Here is a 15,640-nt window from a genome sequence, read left to right as displayed (position 1 = left end):
TTTAGGCTAAGAAATGACAAAGTGGGAACACTATAAGAACAATTGATTACATTTTTATAACAGTAGAAAGGTAGGGCATCCTTGCCCTGATAACGAGGGTCGAACTCAGAACTCGTAGCCGACGGAGACCTTGAAGGTGCGCGGCTCACCCTGGAACAGGTAGGTGCCACCGTCGTCCACGCTTGACCAGTAGTTCTCGTCGGTGATGTTTTCAATCCCGGCGCGAACGGTCATCTGGTTCTGGTCGTTGTTGACCGCGAAGCGGTAACGCATGCCCAGATCCAGGGTGGTGTAGCTGTCCAGCTTTTTGCTGTTGGCCAGATCCGCATACTGCGAACCGGAGTGGTTCACGCGAGCGGTGGCGGTCAGGCCGTCGATGGGCTTGATGTCATACTCTGCGCCCAGCACGCCGTAGAATGATGGAACGCCAATGGCGTCGTTGCCCTGGTTAACACCGTTGTTGGTTTTGGTCAGCTCCGCCTGTAGCCAGGTGGCGCTGGCGTTCAGGCGCAGGCCCAGCACCGGCTCGCCAAAGACGTTCAGCTCAACGCCGCGGTTACGCTGCTCGGCATCCAGACCGTAGTATTTGGTCTGGCTGTCGAGAATGGCGGACGGCATTTTGATCTCAAACAGCGCCAGCGAGCCGCCAACGCGCCCGAAATCGGCCTTCACGCCCACTTCGTTCTGCTTAGAGTGGACGATACCGGTGCTCTGGCCGTAGTTGGAGGCGGTGTTGGGCGCGGTTTTACCCGGCTGGAGCGCCTCGGTGTGGTTGGCATACAGCGAGATCTCGTTCCACGGCTTGTAGACTACGCCGTAGGTCGGCATCCAGCGGTCGCCGTCGAAGCTGTCACCCGCGTTTTCGATCCCGGTCACTTTGTTATAGCCGCGGATCACCACTTTCTGATGACGGGCACCCACAGTGAACAGCAGTTTGTCATCCAGCACGCCAAGGGTGTCGCTCAGCAGCCAGCCCTGAGTGCGGGTGCGGCCGCTGGTCAGCGGATCGCTGTAGTTCCCGCCCACCCCGTTGGAGTTGGTGCTCGGCGGCGCATCCACGCCGGTGTTGTGGTAGATATTGGTGACCGGGTTATCCTTCGCCGCCGACATCTTCCACGCAATCTTCTCGTTTTTGGTCATCGCCGAGTAGCCGACGTTGACCTTGTGGGTCACAAAGCCGGTGGCGAAGTTACCGCGGATGCCCGCCATGCCGCTCACGCTGTCGCTGATGCGGTTAGTATCCAGGCGGGACGCGGTGGCTTTGCCGCTCTTGTCCACCAGCTTCGCGCCGCTGTAGAGCCCCTCTTCATGGGCGTGCTGGGCACCCAGACCGGTATACGCGGTCCAGCTGTCGGTGATGTCGTATTCGCTGCGCCACATACCGAATTCGTTCTCGATATTGCTGTAGGCCCATTTCTGCGAGTAGTTGCGATCGTTCTTCGGTGGCTCGGGCACGAAGTTCACGCCAGCCACGTTGACCCCGGTTTCCGAGCCGTGGAAGGTTTTCTTCTGATAGCCCATGTCTACGGAGCTGCGGAACTTATCCCCCGCATAGTCCAGGCCGGTGGAGAGCAGCGTGGTGCGACGGCGGTCGTTGGCGACCGGCGCTTCGCCTTCACGGTGCACTATGTTAACCCGGGCGCCAAACTGGTCGCTGTCGCCAAAGCGACGCCCGGCATCCAGGGTGGTGCCAATTTGCGAATCTGAGGTGTAATCGACGCCCACTTTCGCCTGCGGCGTGGCCCCCGCATGTTTCGGCTCAAGGTTGATCATCCCGCCGACGCCGGAGCTGGCCGCGCCGTTCATCAGGGAGTTGGCCCCTTTGAAGATCTCAATGCGATCCACCATCTGCGCGTCCACCACCTGACGCGGCAGCACGCCGGAGAGACCGCCAAAGGTCATGTCATCCCCGTCGAACTTCAGGCCGCGGATGCGGTAGCTCTCCGCGCTGTTGCCGTAGCCCTGCACGGACTGGACACCCGCATCGTTCGCCACCACGTCGCCAATGGTCCGCGCCTGCTGATCTTCCACCAGTTTGGAAGTGTAGCTGATGATGTTAAAGGGCACGTCCATCGCATTTTGCTGACCGAGCATCCCCATGCGTCCGCCGTTCGCCACCTGCCCGTCGAGGAAGGCCGGCACCAGCTGGTCGCCGCCGGGTTTAAAGTCGCTGGCAGCAGACTGCACCACGATGGTCTCTTCTTTTTTGCTCTCCGCCGCCACGGCGGAATGGGCGATCGCGCCAATGGCGAGGGCCAGCAGCGTCTTGTTCATTCTTCTGGTGTTATTCATGATTAACCCGTTCAAAATACGCGCAAAATGGCCCGTTGCCGGGCCTTAATTGTTATGAGAAAGATTATTTCAGGGCGATACGCACAACGCTGTCCGGCCCGTTGGTGGAGTGGTCTTTGTTAAAGGCCTGCTTCACGGTGACGTACAGCGTCTGGCCGTCCGCCGACAGCAGCAGGCTGTTCGGGTTCGGCGGCAGATCCCAGCTCTGCTTCACGGCATAAGTGGTGGCATCCAGGCTCAGCAGCTTGCCGCTTTCGCGCTGGGTGATGTACAGCTCGTTGCGCACCGGGTTAAATTTCACCGCCAGCGAGTCGCCCACGTCGAGCTGCTTAATGACTTCACCGGTATGGATATCCAGCACCAGGGTGGTTTTGGCTTTCGAGTTGTCGGTGACGAACAGGCGGCCCGTCGCTTTGTCTTCCGCCAGATTAAGCAGCAGCGCCGGTTTGTCGCCGAGCGGCTTCCAGCGTTTTTCGATACGGTTGTTCTTAGGATCCAGCACCAGGATCTCACCGCCGCCGTTTGCCACGTAAATGCGCTGGGTCAGTTCAGACCACATCAGGCCGGTGACCCACTGCCCTGCGTTTTTGATGGTTTTTTTCAGCTTCAGCGTTTTTGCATCCACCACCCAGATCACCGCCGGATCGGCCACGCCGCCGATGTACAGCACGTCGTTATGCAGTAACACCTGACGCGCGCCGTACGGGTAGCCCTCTTTGTTGCGCTCGGTAAACAGCAGGCGTTTTTTCACCTTGCCGTCAGCGGTGTCGATGGCGCTGATCCCGCCGTCCAGCGAGTTCGTGGCATAGAGGGTTTTACCATCCGGGGAGATGGCCAGAGCGAAGTTTTTCAGATCGGTATGGCTGCGGCCGAGGGTTTTCAGGGTAGTGGGATCGAGCTTATACACCACTCCGCCCTGCACATCCTTAAAGCCTTCGGAGCTGGCAACGTACAGCGCATCGCCTTTCGGGTTGAGGACCATTTCGTACAGGCCGTCAGCCAGATCGCGTTTTACGACGTTGGTTTGCGCGGGGGCGGCAGGTTTCGGGGCATCAGCAGCAGGCGCGGTTGTCGCAGTGTGCTGAGTAGCGCAGCCGCTGAGTGAGACAGCCACCAGCAGCGCCAGGGCGGACAATTTTTTGGTCATCAGGAACATCCTTTACCGTGCAAATCAAATTTGAGGAGGACGTCTGCGTCGCCTGGTGTTTGCGATTAGGATTATGGTTTCAGGCCGTCAGGCCAGTGCAGCGTCCCCCGATAACACTCAGTGTTCCGTGTGATATCTGCACTCACTGTTGATGCGGGAAAGTCCCTACGCGCCCGCAAACACTAAAGAGAATGAGAACTATACTCATTATCTTTATATGATCAAGTGTAAACAGGGGCAACAAAGTAAAAAAGGAAGTCTAAACACCTCTGATGGTGCGGGGTTATCCTTTCGTACAATACATCACTGGCGAATTACTGTAGGTAAAAAAATAGCTGTCAGCATTGGCGGGAAGAATATTCAATCTGATTCCCCGCTCCCGGTGCTGAAAGAAGTCCGGGACATAGGCGAGATAGTTTAAATGTTTCTTCGGCAGGACATTGGTTTCGTTAGAGACCAGAATTACCTCCCCCTCTTCACGCCAGTAGGTGAACCCCACCTTATTACTGATTGCCACTGGCGGTTTATTCTCTTCAATATACTCCCCGGTGGCGTCGTAACTCCCGACACCGTCATTAAACGAAAAATTCATTACCATATCGATAACCGCCCGCTGTTCGACAATAGTCGCATGGGTCTCACAGCTAAAATTATTACGCTGATAATGCAAATAACCGGCAACAAGCAGCGGGGAGATAGCCGCCAGAAAAATAATACACCAGCGCAACAGCTGCTTATTCATTGTCATAGTAGGGTTGCCTGTAAAAAATAGACTCACAGCGCGCCTCGCGATTTTCCGGCGCACGGTCGCAAATAATCACCGATATTCCCAACTGCGCGCGGTTCAGCGTCATATAGGCCACCTCTCCCTTTTTACAGGTCAGCGGAAAACGCTGAGACAGCGAGGCCCACATCCTCTGGCTTTTCTCTGTCTCATTCCACGAGGAATAGGCCTCACAGCCATCAATGGTGCCTATGGGGTGATAGCCGACAAATACCGGTTCAGCGGGTTTGAGTTCCGGATACAGTACACCGCAGGAGAGTAAAAAAAGCGCGCCTGCCAGCCAGTAACCCATAGCCGGTCGCCAGAAACGGCGGGAGCGTTGCGTCACAGGGGGCAGAATGTCGGGTTTGACGACTTCGGAGGATACCTCGGCTAAATCGGGGTTAGTTATGGTTTTATTCCGTTCGATAAACTCCGCCTGGGTACCGACCCGCAGCCGAGCGACGGATTTAAACCCGGCTTTCGGAACAGTGATAATGACGTTCTCTTCCAGCCCGGCCGATTTCAGCGCTTTTCTGATTGAGGCGATGGTCTGGTAAAGGGCGTTGGTGGTCACGACGGTGCCCTGTTTCTCCCACACGGCGGCAAATAAAGAACGCTGCGTCAGCACCTGCTCATTCTGCTCGAGGAGCTGAAGCAGGCACTCACTCACCGGCCCATGCAGAATGACTGCCCGCGCCGGGTAGTCAGTAAGCGAGCACAGGCGGCGGGCTTCCGGCTCAAACAGGACGGTTTCGTTAATCAGAAAAACAGGTTTCATTTCATGACCACAGGCTCATTGGCAAAGGATGGCGTTCATCAAATTTCTGATTCAGATTTTTTAAAATATTTATCAATTACCTGGTTGTCAAAAACCCGCCGGACGGCCACGTTAAGCGAGGCGATAGCGCACTTCTGATTCAGTATAAATCATATAACTTCACTCCTCTTTTTTCGTTGTTCGCCGCATTCTGAGAACACAGAAAAACGGTATGCGGATCGCCCTTAAACTATCAGTGAAAAATGCTAACGTGATGCCTAAATACACCATTTCATCTTGATGCGTCGCCTCATTATGCAAAATCAGGATAAAAGCGTAGAGACAGAAAATCAGGCAGCGTTTAATACCGAAAATCTGGTTTACAGCAACAAAAGGACTACACCCGAGGGTTTCTCAACCGCTTTGCTGTAGCGCACCGGGGTGTGTATTGGAAAGCATTCATAGCAGCCATATAATCCCCCACATAAACGGTGTGGATTTATGTTCGGCGTGCAGGTCGGGATCGGTATTTTATTTAATTATCCAGGTATGAAATAAATGGGCTATCGACTCTATGGATTTATGATCGGTGATGAGATTCACTTCGATATTTCAAATCGCAGGCTGTATCGGCTTACCGGTAGCCACACCGATAAAAGTATAGTATTTGCATCAATTTATTTTAATGAAACTATGCTCAGGCTTTTTCTCTATCTGCTGGAGCATGGCCGGCGCACCGCGATCAGTAAAGAAGAGCTGTTCGACAAAATTTGGGAGGAGAATAACCTGTGTCCTTCCACGCAGCGACTGTGGCAAGTTCTGAACAACCTGAATAAAAAGCTGGGTCTGCTGGGACTGCCCGCAGATTTTATCCGCAACATTAAGGGGCGTGGCTACATGATTAATTATCAGGATGTGATACCGGTATATTACAGGATGAGTGAACTCCCGCCTCAGCCTGATAATAAAAGGGAGAAACCAGATAGTCTGAGTGAGTGATGTCAACCCAGGCATTCGCCCTGAGCATTAACGCGAGGGGCTTTTTTTTTTACGTTTTGATGACCAACGCCAGGGAATTCACCTCCCGTTAATGATGGCAAAAATAGCATAAAAACACTTTTTATCGGCATGCACCGATAGTGGAAGATATATGAGCATAGTTAATCGCTTTCTAAATTTAAAAGTCAGCCGAAAATTATTTTTCGGCTTTGCAGTCGTCCTGCTGGTGACGCTGGCGATCCTGTCATCGGGCTTGTTGGGGCTTAACAATATCAAGGATAAAGTGGATAAAAACGGCTTAACCACGAACCTGTTCAATGCCTTGTCTGCCGTGCGTCTGGGTCGAACCAATTTCCAGTACACGCTCGATCAAACGTATCTGGATCAGGTAAATGCCGCCACCACGCGGATGCAGGACACTATTGCCCAGCTGGAGACCTATAGCTGGTCGCCGGAAGGCAAAACGGCCCTGGACAATACTACCGCAGCCGTGAACAGCTACATCATTACCCTGGTCCCCTTTACCAAAGCCCTGTCTGAAAAGAAACAGAGTGAACAAAAGGTCTCTTCGCAGGTGCTGTGCGACAACGCCGAAATCGTGTCCAGATTGAGCCGGGAGCCGTCTATGTCGCCTGAAACTGCGCTCCTGGCCGGGCAGGTGGCCTTTGCGAAGAGCGATATCGACTCGCAGATGACGCTGTATAAACAGCACCCGACCTCAGACATGGAGAAACAGATCCAGTCCCGGCTGGAGGTCGGCAAAACCGATGTCGGCCAGCTACTTCAGTTAATGCCTGAGACTCAAAAATCGCTGTTACAGGCAAGCCTTGAGAACATTCAGAACATCGGCCCTGAGCTGGAACATTACCGAGCCGTCTGGAATGAGCAGGCTACCCTGTCCGATACCTTAACCGGCAAAGCGGAGGTCCTGACGAAGGCCATCCAGACGCTGTTTGACATACAGCAGAAAAAAGTCGCGAATACCGTCGACGGCGTTGAGTACCAGATGGCGATCGTCGCTGCGATCGGTATCGTGCTGGCCGTGCTGCTGGCAATGGCGATCACCCGCTCCATTACACGTCCCCTCAGCGAGACCCTGCGCGTGGCCGAACAGATTGCCAAAGGCGATCTCACCGCGACCCTCAGCAGCAATCGCCGCGACGAGCCGGGTATGTTGATGAACGCCGTGGCTACCATGAATGAGAACCTGAAAAACATCATTCATGACGTGCGTAACGGTGTGGATAGCGTGGCGCGATCGGCCTCCGAAATTGCCGCCGGCAATATCGATCTGTCGTCGCGTACCGAGCAGCAGTCTGCCGCGGTGGTCGAAACGGCGGCCAGTATGGAACAGCTCACCTCCACCGTGGCGCTGAACGCTGAGAATGCCAACCATGCCCGCGCCCTCGCTCAGGAAGCCTCGGTGAATGCCACCGAAGGCAGCCAGATTTCGCAGAAAGTGATCGACACCATGAAGAACGTGCGTCAAAGCTCGCACCGTATTTCGGAGATCACCACCGTTATCAACAGCATCGCCTTCCAGACCAACATTCTGGCGCTGAACGCCGCGGTGGAAGCCGCCCGAGCAGGGGACCAGGGCAAAGGCTTTGCGGTCGTCGCCGCCGAGGTACGCACCCTGGCCCAGCGCAGCGCCCAGTCAGCGAAGGAGATTGAAAACCTGATCGGGGAATCGGTGGTGTATGTCGATAACGGCTTTAACCTGGTGGAGGGGGCCGGGGAAGCGATGTCCCGCATCGAAAGCTCTGTCGCCCAGGTTCGCGACATCATGAGTGAGATCGCCGCTGCGACCGATGAGCAAAGCCGCGGCATTGCGCAAATCGCGCAGGCGATGGCCGAGATGGACACCACCACCCAGCAGAACGCCGCCCTGGTGGAAGAGTCCTCTGCCGCTGCCAGTTCGCTGGAGGATCAGGCCGTCCAGCTGGAGAAAGTAGTGGCGATATTCAAAGTGTCGCAGTCACAGAGTGGCGTCGCCGCGCGGGCCGTCACGCCAGCCTCGGGCAAAAAAGCCCCGGCGCAACCCTCGGGCGACTGGGTGCAGTTCTGACGCCAGCCAGATGATATAGCCCCTGTCAGGCCACCGGTTTTCCGGGTGCCTGACCCAGGCCGCGGTGAAACTGACCATGATTAACATTCACAAACTGCGGGCCAGCCTGAATGCCAGGTTAGCCCGCTATTTTTCGGGGCAGTTTAGCGCCTCAGCCAGCGCGCTACGCACGGCGATAGCACACCGGCAGATTGTGCCCTTTTACCAGCCCTTTATGAACGCCCGCACCGGTCAAATTGCCGGGATCGAAGTGCTGGCCCGCTGGCGCCATCCGCTGTACGGGGCTGTGGCGCCCGATGCGTTTATTCCGCTGGCGGAAAAGCACGATCTGATCGTTCCCCTGACCCACCAGCTGATGCAGCAGGTGGTTGCCGATCTGCAGGATCAGATCCACCGCTTCCCGGTCGGGACCTATATCTGTATTAACATCAGCGCGCAAAACTGTCTCGATCCTGGTTTTGAATATGATACCCGCGACATGCTGAGTAAATTCAATGCCAATCAGAGCCACGTGGTGGTGGAGATCACCGAGCGGCATCCGCTGCATTTCACGCCGCAGCTGAGTAACTGGTTTGCCGCATTGCGCCAGGCCAATATTTCGCTGGCGCTGGATGACTTTGGCACCGGCTATTCAAATCTGTCCTATATCTCAGCCCTCAATCCTGAATTTATTAAGATTGATAAGCTGTTTGTCAGCCAAATTGGTGGGAATGGCGATACGCGGCTGGTAGACAGCGTGATCGACCTGGCGAAAAACATGCGCCTGAAGATCATTGCCGAAGGGGTGGAGACCAAAGCGCAGGCCGACTATTTACGCCGAAAACAGATCGATTTTTTACAGGGATACTATTTCTTCAAGCCGCTACCGGCCAGTGAGCTTATCCATCAGATCATTGCCCGCGATCGCGTGCTCGCCAGCTGACACTTTCAATACCGGCGTTGGGCTGTCCGACAGCGCCGCCATTCCCAGCGCCGATGATATCCCGCTCGCAATCGTCTCATCGGAAAAGGGCACGTCCCCATTCTCCTGATGAATAATGGCCTTACTCAACGCGGTTAAGACCGCGGGCGAGGCCACATCAAGCCGGGTAGTCGGTGAGACGCCAAGCGCCTGGCTGACGTTCTGGATATATGCGTTGGTATTGTTATTGTCCTGCGGCGGTGCCCAGCGGGAGATAATTTTACTGATGGTATCCAGCCCGCGCCGCTGGTAGGCGAGCAGATTTACGCCCAGCGCGCGGATGCCGTGTTCCGGGGAGGCAAAGGTGGCAAAACGCCCGTCGGTGCCATTCTGCCCCTGCCAGGTAAAGGCCCAGCTGGCTTCCAGATTGCCGGGGTTGTTATTACGGATCCCACGGATGCCTCCGACCGGCGACCACGCGGGCCCGGTGCGGCTGTTCCGGTACTGAGATAAGCGTTTCATCAGCGCAAGCTGATTTTCACTCCACCCCTGCAAGCTGGCGTATTGCCCCAGCTGCTCAAACGAGGCGGGCGTGGCGGCAATCGATACCTGGCGGCGGTCGGCGGGTTGCGCTGGGCGTGTCGCAGGCTGAGCGATGATCGGCTGCGAAGAATGCGTTAACTGCGAAAAGGAGGCGGGTACGCTGGTCTGCGTCATCCCGGCAGAGGGCGACTGTGCCGATAGCGTGGCCACTTGTTGCGGGCTGCTTATCTGCTGGTGTTCATAATAATGCGCAATACCGGACATCATTCCCTCTTAATACTTACCCGACCTCAGCGCGAGGCTGAAAGCACGCGTTCGCCGGTATTATACAGATGCGGGTCAGGTTGCCAGCATAATATTGAACAGCGTCACCTGGCGGGAGGTCAGTCGCGATAAGACACGGGATTCAAATAAGATCCTGTCGATGTTTGCCGCCCTGACGACCAGATCGTCAACATGCCTAAGCAGGCTGTCCAGGGCGCGGCGCACTGCCGTTCCCGGTTGCCAGACGTGCGCTGAGTGCAAGGGCGTTATCGAACTGAAGGATAAACAAAGGGGTATTTAATTCAGCTGCATACTTTTGCATAAAGTTCATTGAAGGCTTTCACCTGAGAACGATATTCATCGACCAAAAAACCATCACCCGTCGCGTAAGCTATCGGTCGTCGTGAATACTTGAAGCCCAGAACCAAATGATATGGTTCGGCAGCAATAAAACGCGCGCCTATTTTTCGTCCCAGTTGAGTCTGACCAGAAATGATGCCGCAAACAAATGGATGCCCTTCAGAATCATGCACAAACATTTCTGTGAAAGTGACTGGCTTGGTTGTATCTAAGTCGCTATCACAGAAACCAGTCATCATTTTTCTTGTTTGCTCATCCTTTGGATTTTTTGCGAGCTGCTCCCGGAGCATATCGCAACCATCAGGATTCCCTGCCCCGTGCTTAAAGAATTCAACAACTGCAGGTTTTACATCTTCAAAATTGTAGTGTTCCTGAGCATGAGTACATTGCGCAAAAATAAAGAGCACAAACAGCAGTAATTGCTTTGTTTTCATGGATATCCTTCCCCCGCTATTTCGGGGCTTTTGTTTACCTGACCACGTCACAAACGAAATCCACGTTATCGGCGGAACAAATAAACAGCGCTATGGTATGTATTCCTGATATATGCCGATCGCCAGACCGCATGAACAAGTTAAGCGTGTATTCAAATTGACTCGATTTTCGGGATTGATGTCCCAAATATGTCCCATGAGGAAAAAGTCGAAGCGGGAGGGATTAAGTAAGCGCTTGATTTGAAATGGTACGCCCTAAAGGATTCGAACCTTTGACCTACGGCTTAGAAGGCCGTTGCTCTATCCAACTGAGCTAAGGGCGCACGGAGAAGAATGTCTTCGCAGTGGTGAAGCGCGTGGAATTATACGGTCAATGACCGTTGAGTCAATGCATTTTAGTACAATCCTCTTGTAGTTCATATCGATGGCTGGCAACAGGCCCGCTTAACAGGAAAATCCGCAAAGTGTGACTGACAGCAGCGCGCGCTTCTGACAAAATATGCTCATCCCCCCTTTCACTCCTTACAGATGGAATCTTCTCTCTGATGGCAGCAAAGATTATTGACGGTAAAACGATTGCGCAGCAGGTGCGCTCTGAGGTTGCGGAAAAAGTGGCAGCACGTCGGGCCGCAGGAAAACGCGCTCCCGGGCTGGCTGTTGTGCTTGTCGGCAGTAACCCGGCTTCACAAATTTATGTCGGCAGCAAACGCAAAGCATGCGAAGAGGTGGGCTTTCTCTCTCGCTCTTACGATCTGCCGGAAACCACCTCCGAAGCAGAGCTGCTTGAGCTGATTGATACCCTGAACGCCGATAAAGAGATTGACGGCATCCTGGTCCAGCTGCCGCTGCCTGCGGGCATCGACAACGTAAAAGTGCTGGAACGTATCGCGCCAGACAAAGACGTGGACGGTTTCCATCCGTACAACGTCGGCCGTCTGTGCCAGCGTGCGCCGCGTCTGCGTCCGTGCACGCCGCGCGGCATCGTCACGCTGCTGGAGCGTTATAACATCGACACCTACGGCCTGAACGCCGTGGTGATTGGCGCGTCCAACATCGTTGGCCGCCCGATGAGCATGGAGCTGCTGCTGGCCGGCTGCACCACCACCGTCACCCACCGCTTTACCAAAAACCTGCGCCAGCACGTCGAAAATGCCGACCTGCTGATCGTGGCCGTGGGCAAGCCGGGCTTTATTCCGGGCGAGTGGATCAAGGAAGGCGCGATTGTGGTGGACGTGGGGATCAACCGTCTGGAGAGCGGCAAAGTGGTGGGCGATGTGGTTTACGAAGATGCCGCAGCGCGCGCCTCTTACATCACCCCGGTTCCGGGCGGCGTGGGTCCTATGACCGTCGCGACCCTGATTGAAAACACCCTGCAGGCATGCGTTGAGTATCACGACGTAGAGGAAGCGTAAGATGGCGACTTTTTCATTAGGTAAACACCCGCACGTTGAGCTGTGCGATCTGCTGAAGCTGGAAGGCTGGAGCGAGAGCGGCGCCCAGGCCAAGATCGTTATTGCTGACGGTCTGGTGAAGGTCGACGGCGTGGTGGAAACCCGCAAGCGCTGCAAGATTGTCGCGGGTCAGACCGTGAGTTTTGCAGGGCAGAGCGTGACCGTGACGGCCTGAGTCGTCTGATGCCCGGCGGCGCTTCGCTTGCCGGGCCTACGTACTGGCTCCGTTTGTAGGCCGGGTAAGGCGCAGCCGCCACCCGGCAATTCCCCTCAATATCCCCCCACATCTATCACGGTTAATTATCGATCAACTTCAAATAATCACTATTTCATCTGTTGAAAGGTGAAAATTAAGTTGCGCGATTTTCAGGCTTTCCTCACGATAAGTAGAACGTTCTACTAAAACGTTCTACTCACTATAACAGCGCTCACAGAGCGCACTCGGGGGAAATCAGCATGAGTCTGATATCAGGGTTTGTTAAATCGCTGTCGAAATTATCGATGATTGGTCGCGCCTTAATGCTGCCAATCTCACTGCTTCCCGCTGCGGGCCTGCTGTTGGCCTTCGGGGATAAGTTCCACCTGCCGCTGATGATGAACGCGGGCGGCGTCATTTTTGATAACCTGCCAATGCTTTTCGCCATCGGTTCGGCCGTCGGCCTGGCATCTGAATCCGGTATCGCGGCGCTGTCGGCGGCGGTGGCGGTATTTGTCACCAACATTACCATCGGCACCGTGCTCGGCATTACGCCGGAGATGGCCTCTCAGGGCGGGAAATACGCCATGGTGGTGGGCATCCCGACGCTGCAGATGGGCGTCTTTGGCGGGCTGCTGTGCGGTATTCTCGCCGCCTGGTGTTACAACCGCTTCCATACCATGCAGCTGCCGGAATTCCTCGGCTTCTTCTCCGGGAAGCGTTTTGTCGCCATTGCAACGGCGTTCCTGTCGTTCGTGATGGGCCTGCTGCTGCCCTATATCTGGCAACATATCCAGGCCGGCATCGATGCGCTGTCAGTGGTGGTCAACGGTGATAACCAGGCGGCATCGACCTTTATCTTTGGTCTGGTGGAACGTGCGCTGATCCCGCTGGGTCTGCACCACATCTGGTATCCGTCGTTCTGGTACTCGTTCGGGGATTACACCACCCAGGCGGGCCAGGTGATCCACGGCGACCAGACCATCTGGTTCAAAATGCTGGAAGAAGGCACCAAATCCTTCAGCAGCGACACCTACCAGAACGCCGGTAAGTTCATGCAGGGCGAGTTCCCGCTGATGCTGTTCGCGCTGCCTGCGGCCTGTCTGGCGATGTACCACGAAGCCCACACCAAAAACAAAAAGATCGCTGCCGGTATCCTGTTCTCTGCGGCACTGACCTGCTTCCTGACGGGGATCACCGAGCCGGTAGAGTTCACCTTTATCTTCGTGGCGCCGATCCTTTACGTCTTTAACGCCATCATGGCAGGCCTGGCGTACATGACCATGTACCTGATGCATGCGCATATCGCCAAGTCCTTCTCGGCGGGCTTTATCGACTACCTGTCGTTCGGGATCCTGCCGTCGTTTAACGGCTACCAGACCAACTTCCTCAACGCCATTATCATCGGTATCCCGATGGCGCTGATTTACTACTTCACCTTCCGCTTCGTGATCCGTCGCTTCGACGTGAAAACGCCGGGCCGCACCGAAGTGACGGCCAATGCGGATGATAAAACCGACACCGAAATCGCTACCGAAATCATCGGCCTGCTGGGCGGCGCGCAGAACATCGACTCCGTCGGCTCCTGCATCACCCGTCTGCGTCTGGAAGTGGCGAAGAGCGAGATGGTGGATAAAGATGGTCTGAACGGCCTCGGCGCACGCGGCGTGGTCTTCGTCGGTGACTCCGGCATTCAGGTTATCTTTGGCGCCCGGGCACAGTTTATCGCCCAGACGATGTCCACGATGATCGGTAAATAATAAGCTGCCTGACCGACACGTCTCCTGTACTCTTACGGGAGACGTTGTCTTATCAGGCATTTCAGGGAGAAGATGTGAAGAAGGTCAGCATCATTGATGTCGCCAGAGAGGCAGGGGTTTCGGTCTCCACCGTCTCGCTGGTCCTGCGTCAGAAAGGAAAGATCTCCGAGGCGACGATTGAAAAAGTCCACGCCGCCATCACCGCCCTGGGCTATGTGCATAACGTGGCCGCCGCCAACCTCCGCGCCAACACCTCCAATCTGATCGGGCTGATCCTGCGGGATTTCAGCGACAGCTTTTCCATCAAGGTGATGGCGAGCATCGTCCAGGAGCTGGAGAAGCAGGGCTTTATGGTGTTTCTCGGCCAACCGCTGAACGACGGCGAACACCTGGAGCGCTGCCTGCTCTCCTTTAAGCAGCAGGGCGTCGCCGGGGTGATCTATCTGGCATCAGACACTCGCCATGCCGCCCTTCCGGCGTTGATCCGCCAGTGCCCGCTGCCGCTGGTTGCGGTGTCGCAGTCGCTGCTGGATGAGACCTGCAATCTGGTGATGCGCGATAACCGCCAGGCGGCGCATCTGGCGACCCGCTATCTGATTGAGCGCGGCCATCGCAATATCGCCTATATCGGCGGCACGGAAGGGGATCGGATCCGCGAGCAGCGCCTGCTGGGTTTTCGCAGCGCGATGACGCAAAACGGACTGGTGTTCCGCGAGGAATCCGCTCCGGCCTGCCGCGACGATACCCAGGCGGCGAGTTTCGCCACCCGTCAGCTACTGGAGAAAAACAACACCATTACCGCCCTGCTCTGCCACTCCCCGGATGCGATGCTCGGTTCCATCTCCGGCATTCATCATGTGGGCCGCACGGTGGGCAAAGATGTGTTTCTGACCCAGCAGGTGGCGCTGGTGGGGTTTGAGGATATGCTGCACGTTAATCTCACCTCCCCGTCCTTTACCTATGTCTCTTCCGCCAGTGAAGAGACGGGCCGTCAGGCGGCGGGGCTGATGATCCGCAAGCTGAAAGAGCCTGAGCTGCAAACCCAGCGCATTACCCTGTCAGGGCAGCTGATCGCCCGGGAATCGGCGTAATTCAGATTTACGCCCGGCACGGAGTTCCGCCGTGCTCTGCTATATTTCCATGATTTGCCATGGATAATCGTTATGCCAACCATCATTACCCATGCCGCTGTGCCGATTTGCCTCGGCTTAGGGCTGGGCACCCGGGTTATTCCCCCTCGCCTGCTGTTCGCCGGGGTTGTCCTCGCCATGTTGCCGGATGCCGACGTGCTGTCGTTTAAGTTCGGCGTCGCCTACGGCAATATTTTTGGTCACCGCGGCTTTACCCACTCCCTGCTGTTCGCCTTTGTGGTGCCGTTACTTTGTGTGTTGATTGGACGACGATGGTTCAGGGCCGGGCTGGTGCGCTGCTGGCTGTTTTTAACGGTGTCGCTGCTGTCGCACAGCCTGCTGGATTCGGTGACGACGGGCGGGAAAGGGGTCGGCTGGCTGTGGCCGTGGTCGGATGAACGCTTCTTTGCGCCCTGGCAGGTGATCAAGGTCGCGCCCTTTGCGCTGTCGCGCTACATGACGCCCTACGGGCATCAGGTGATTCTTTCGGAACTGCTGTGGGTATGGCTGCCGGGGATGGTGCTGATGGGATTGTTGTGGTGGAAACGGCGGTAAAAGTAAAGCCGGGTGGC

Annotated in this window: 15 protein-coding genes and 1 tRNA gene; 8 read left to right on the top strand and 8 right to left on the bottom strand. The window is 55.7% G+C overall.

Annotated features, from left to right (window positions below; genetic code table 11):
- Positions 1-105: 105 nt before the first annotated feature.
- The 4 genes from GNG27_RS05960 to GNG27_RS05945 form a co-directional block, all read right to left on the bottom strand.
- A complete protein-coding gene (locus tag GNG27_RS05960; RefSeq protein WP_156263132.1) occupies positions 106-2,292 on the bottom strand; it encodes a TonB-dependent siderophore receptor in 2,187 nt (728 codons plus the stop codon).
- A gap of 64 nt (positions 2,293-2,356) precedes the next feature.
- Positions 2,357-3,439, bottom strand: coding sequence for a YncE family protein (locus GNG27_RS05955; protein ID WP_156263131.1), 1,083 nt, complete (start codon positions 3,437-3,439; stop codon positions 2,357-2,359).
- 283 nt (positions 3,440-3,722) lie between these two features.
- Entirely contained in the window at positions 3,723-4,187 is a 465-nt protein-coding gene (locus GNG27_RS05950; RefSeq protein WP_156263130.1) for a hypothetical protein, read from the bottom strand.
- Complete coding sequence (locus GNG27_RS05945) at positions 4,174-4,983, bottom strand: winged helix-turn-helix domain-containing protein (protein ID WP_156263129.1); 810 nt, start codon at positions 4,981-4,983, stop codon at positions 4,174-4,176. The genes GNG27_RS05950 and GNG27_RS05945 overlap by 14 nt, the downstream gene beginning before the upstream one ends.
- Positions 4,984-5,520: 537 nt before the next feature.
- On the opposite strand from GNG27_RS05945, the gene GNG27_RS05940 reads away from it, so the two are divergent.
- From GNG27_RS05940 to GNG27_RS05930, 3 genes are all read left to right on the top strand, one after another.
- Positions 5,521-5,961 (top strand): winged helix-turn-helix domain-containing protein, encoded by a 441-nt coding sequence (locus GNG27_RS05940; protein ID WP_142488514.1) that lies wholly within the window; start codon positions 5,521-5,523, stop codon positions 5,959-5,961.
- Positions 5,962-6,112: 151 nt separating this feature from the next.
- Entirely contained in the window at positions 6,113-8,029 is a 1,917-nt protein-coding gene (locus GNG27_RS05935; RefSeq protein ID WP_156263128.1) for a methyl-accepting chemotaxis protein, read from the top strand.
- A 76-nt stretch (positions 8,030-8,105) separates the two neighbouring features.
- Positions 8,106-8,951, top strand: coding sequence for an EAL domain-containing protein (locus GNG27_RS05930; RefSeq protein WP_156263127.1), 846 nt, complete (start codon positions 8,106-8,108; stop codon positions 8,949-8,951).
- On the opposite strand, the gene GNG27_RS05925 is transcribed toward GNG27_RS05930, so the two are convergent.
- The 4 genes from GNG27_RS05925 to GNG27_RS05910 form a co-directional block, all read right to left on the bottom strand.
- Positions 8,892-9,737 carry a hypothetical protein gene (locus GNG27_RS05925; protein ID WP_156263126.1) on the bottom strand — a complete coding sequence of 282 codons (846 nt, stop codon included), beginning with the start codon at positions 9,735-9,737 and terminating at the stop codon, positions 8,892-8,894. The two genes, GNG27_RS05930 and GNG27_RS05925, sit on opposite strands and share 60 nt — an antisense overlap.
- Positions 9,738-9,812: 75 nt before the next feature.
- The gene (locus GNG27_RS05920; protein ID WP_156263125.1) at positions 9,813-9,962 is read right to left on the bottom strand and encodes a hypothetical protein; all 150 of its coding nucleotides are present in this window, start codon (positions 9,960-9,962) and stop codon (positions 9,813-9,815) included.
- 77 nt (positions 9,963-10,039) lie between these two features.
- Positions 10,040-10,531: a hypothetical protein gene (locus tag GNG27_RS05915; protein WP_156263124.1), complete on the bottom strand. Its 492-nt coding sequence runs from the start codon at positions 10,529-10,531 to the stop codon at positions 10,040-10,042.
- Between the two features lie 246 nt (positions 10,532-10,777).
- A tRNA-Arg gene (locus tag GNG27_RS05910) sits at positions 10,778-10,854 on the bottom strand.
- 222 nt (positions 10,855-11,076) lie between these two features.
- Here GNG27_RS05910 and folD point away from each other — a divergent pair.
- The 5 genes from folD to GNG27_RS05885 all read left to right on the top strand — a co-directional run bounded on the left by folD (position 11,077) and on the right by GNG27_RS05885 (position 15,623).
- Entirely contained in the window at positions 11,077-11,943 is an 867-nt protein-coding gene (folD, locus tag GNG27_RS05905) for a bifunctional methylenetetrahydrofolate dehydrogenase/methenyltetrahydrofolate cyclohydrolase FolD (protein WP_142488509.1), read from the top strand.
- A 1-nt stretch (position 11,944) separates the two neighbouring features.
- Positions 11,945-12,157 carry a ribosome-associated protein YbcJ gene (ybcJ, locus tag GNG27_RS05900; RefSeq protein ID WP_156263123.1) on the top strand — a complete coding sequence of 71 codons (213 nt, stop codon included), beginning with the start codon at positions 11,945-11,947 and terminating at the stop codon, positions 12,155-12,157.
- A gap of 281 nt (positions 12,158-12,438) precedes the next feature.
- Positions 12,439-13,938, top strand: a complete 1,500-nt coding sequence (locus GNG27_RS05895; RefSeq protein WP_142488507.1) for a PTS transporter subunit EIIC — start codon at positions 12,439-12,441, stop codon at positions 13,936-13,938.
- 74 nt (positions 13,939-14,012) lie between these two features.
- The gene (gene malI, locus GNG27_RS05890; protein ID WP_142488506.1) at positions 14,013-15,029 is read left to right on the top strand and encodes a Mal regulon transcriptional regulator MalI; all 1,017 of its coding nucleotides are present in this window, start codon (positions 14,013-14,015) and stop codon (positions 15,027-15,029) included.
- A gap of 72 nt (positions 15,030-15,101) precedes the next feature.
- On the top strand, positions 15,102-15,623 hold the full coding sequence (locus GNG27_RS05885) for a metal-dependent hydrolase (RefSeq protein ID WP_156263122.1): 522 nt from the start codon (positions 15,102-15,104) through the stop codon (positions 15,621-15,623).
- Positions 15,624-15,640: the final 17 nt, after the last annotated feature.

It is taken from the genome of Leclercia sp. 119287 (assembly GCF_009734485.1).
GTDB classification, from domain to species: Bacteria; Pseudomonadota; Gammaproteobacteria; order Enterobacterales; family Enterobacteriaceae; genus Enterobacter; species Enterobacter adecarboxylatus_C.
Note: the sequence above shows the minus strand (reverse complement) of the source record. Positions and strands in the feature narration are given on the sequence as shown.

Excerpts from the sequence above, each read along its gene's own strand:
- GNG27_RS05960 (WP_156263132.1), bottom strand. The coding sequence starts at position 2,292 with ATGAATAACACCAGAAGAATGAACAAGACGCTGCTGGCCCTCGCCATT.
- GNG27_RS05955 (WP_156263131.1), bottom strand. The coding sequence starts at position 3,439 with ATGACCAAAAAATTGTCCGCCCTGGCGCTGCTGGTGGCTGTCTCACTC.
- GNG27_RS05950 (WP_156263130.1), bottom strand. The coding sequence starts at position 4,187 with ATGACAATGAATAAGCAGCTGTTGCGCTGGTGTATTATTTTTCTGGCG.
- GNG27_RS05945 (WP_156263129.1), bottom strand. The coding sequence starts at position 4,983 with ATGAAACCTGTTTTTCTGATTAACGAAACCGTCCTGTTTGAGCCGGAA.
- GNG27_RS05940 (WP_142488514.1), top strand. The coding sequence starts at position 5,521 with ATGGGCTATCGACTCTATGGATTTATGATCGGTGATGAGATTCACTTC.
- GNG27_RS05935 (WP_156263128.1), top strand. The coding sequence starts at position 6,113 with ATGAGCATAGTTAATCGCTTTCTAAATTTAAAAGTCAGCCGAAAATTA.
- GNG27_RS05930 (WP_156263127.1), top strand. The coding sequence starts at position 8,106 with ATGATTAACATTCACAAACTGCGGGCCAGCCTGAATGCCAGGTTAGCC.
- GNG27_RS05925 (WP_156263126.1), bottom strand. The coding sequence starts at position 9,737 with ATGTCCGGTATTGCGCATTATTATGAACACCAGCAGATAAGCAGCCCG.
- GNG27_RS05915 (WP_156263124.1), bottom strand. The coding sequence starts at position 10,531 with ATGAAAACAAAGCAATTACTGCTGTTTGTGCTCTTTATTTTTGCGCAA.
- folD (WP_142488509.1), top strand. The coding sequence starts at position 11,077 with ATGGCAGCAAAGATTATTGACGGTAAAACGATTGCGCAGCAGGTGCGC.
- ybcJ (WP_156263123.1), top strand. The coding sequence starts at position 11,945 with ATGGCGACTTTTTCATTAGGTAAACACCCGCACGTTGAGCTGTGCGAT.
- GNG27_RS05895 (WP_142488507.1), top strand. The coding sequence starts at position 12,439 with ATGAGTCTGATATCAGGGTTTGTTAAATCGCTGTCGAAATTATCGATG.
- GNG27_RS05885 (WP_156263122.1), top strand. The coding sequence starts at position 15,102 with ATGCCAACCATCATTACCCATGCCGCTGTGCCGATTTGCCTCGGCTTA.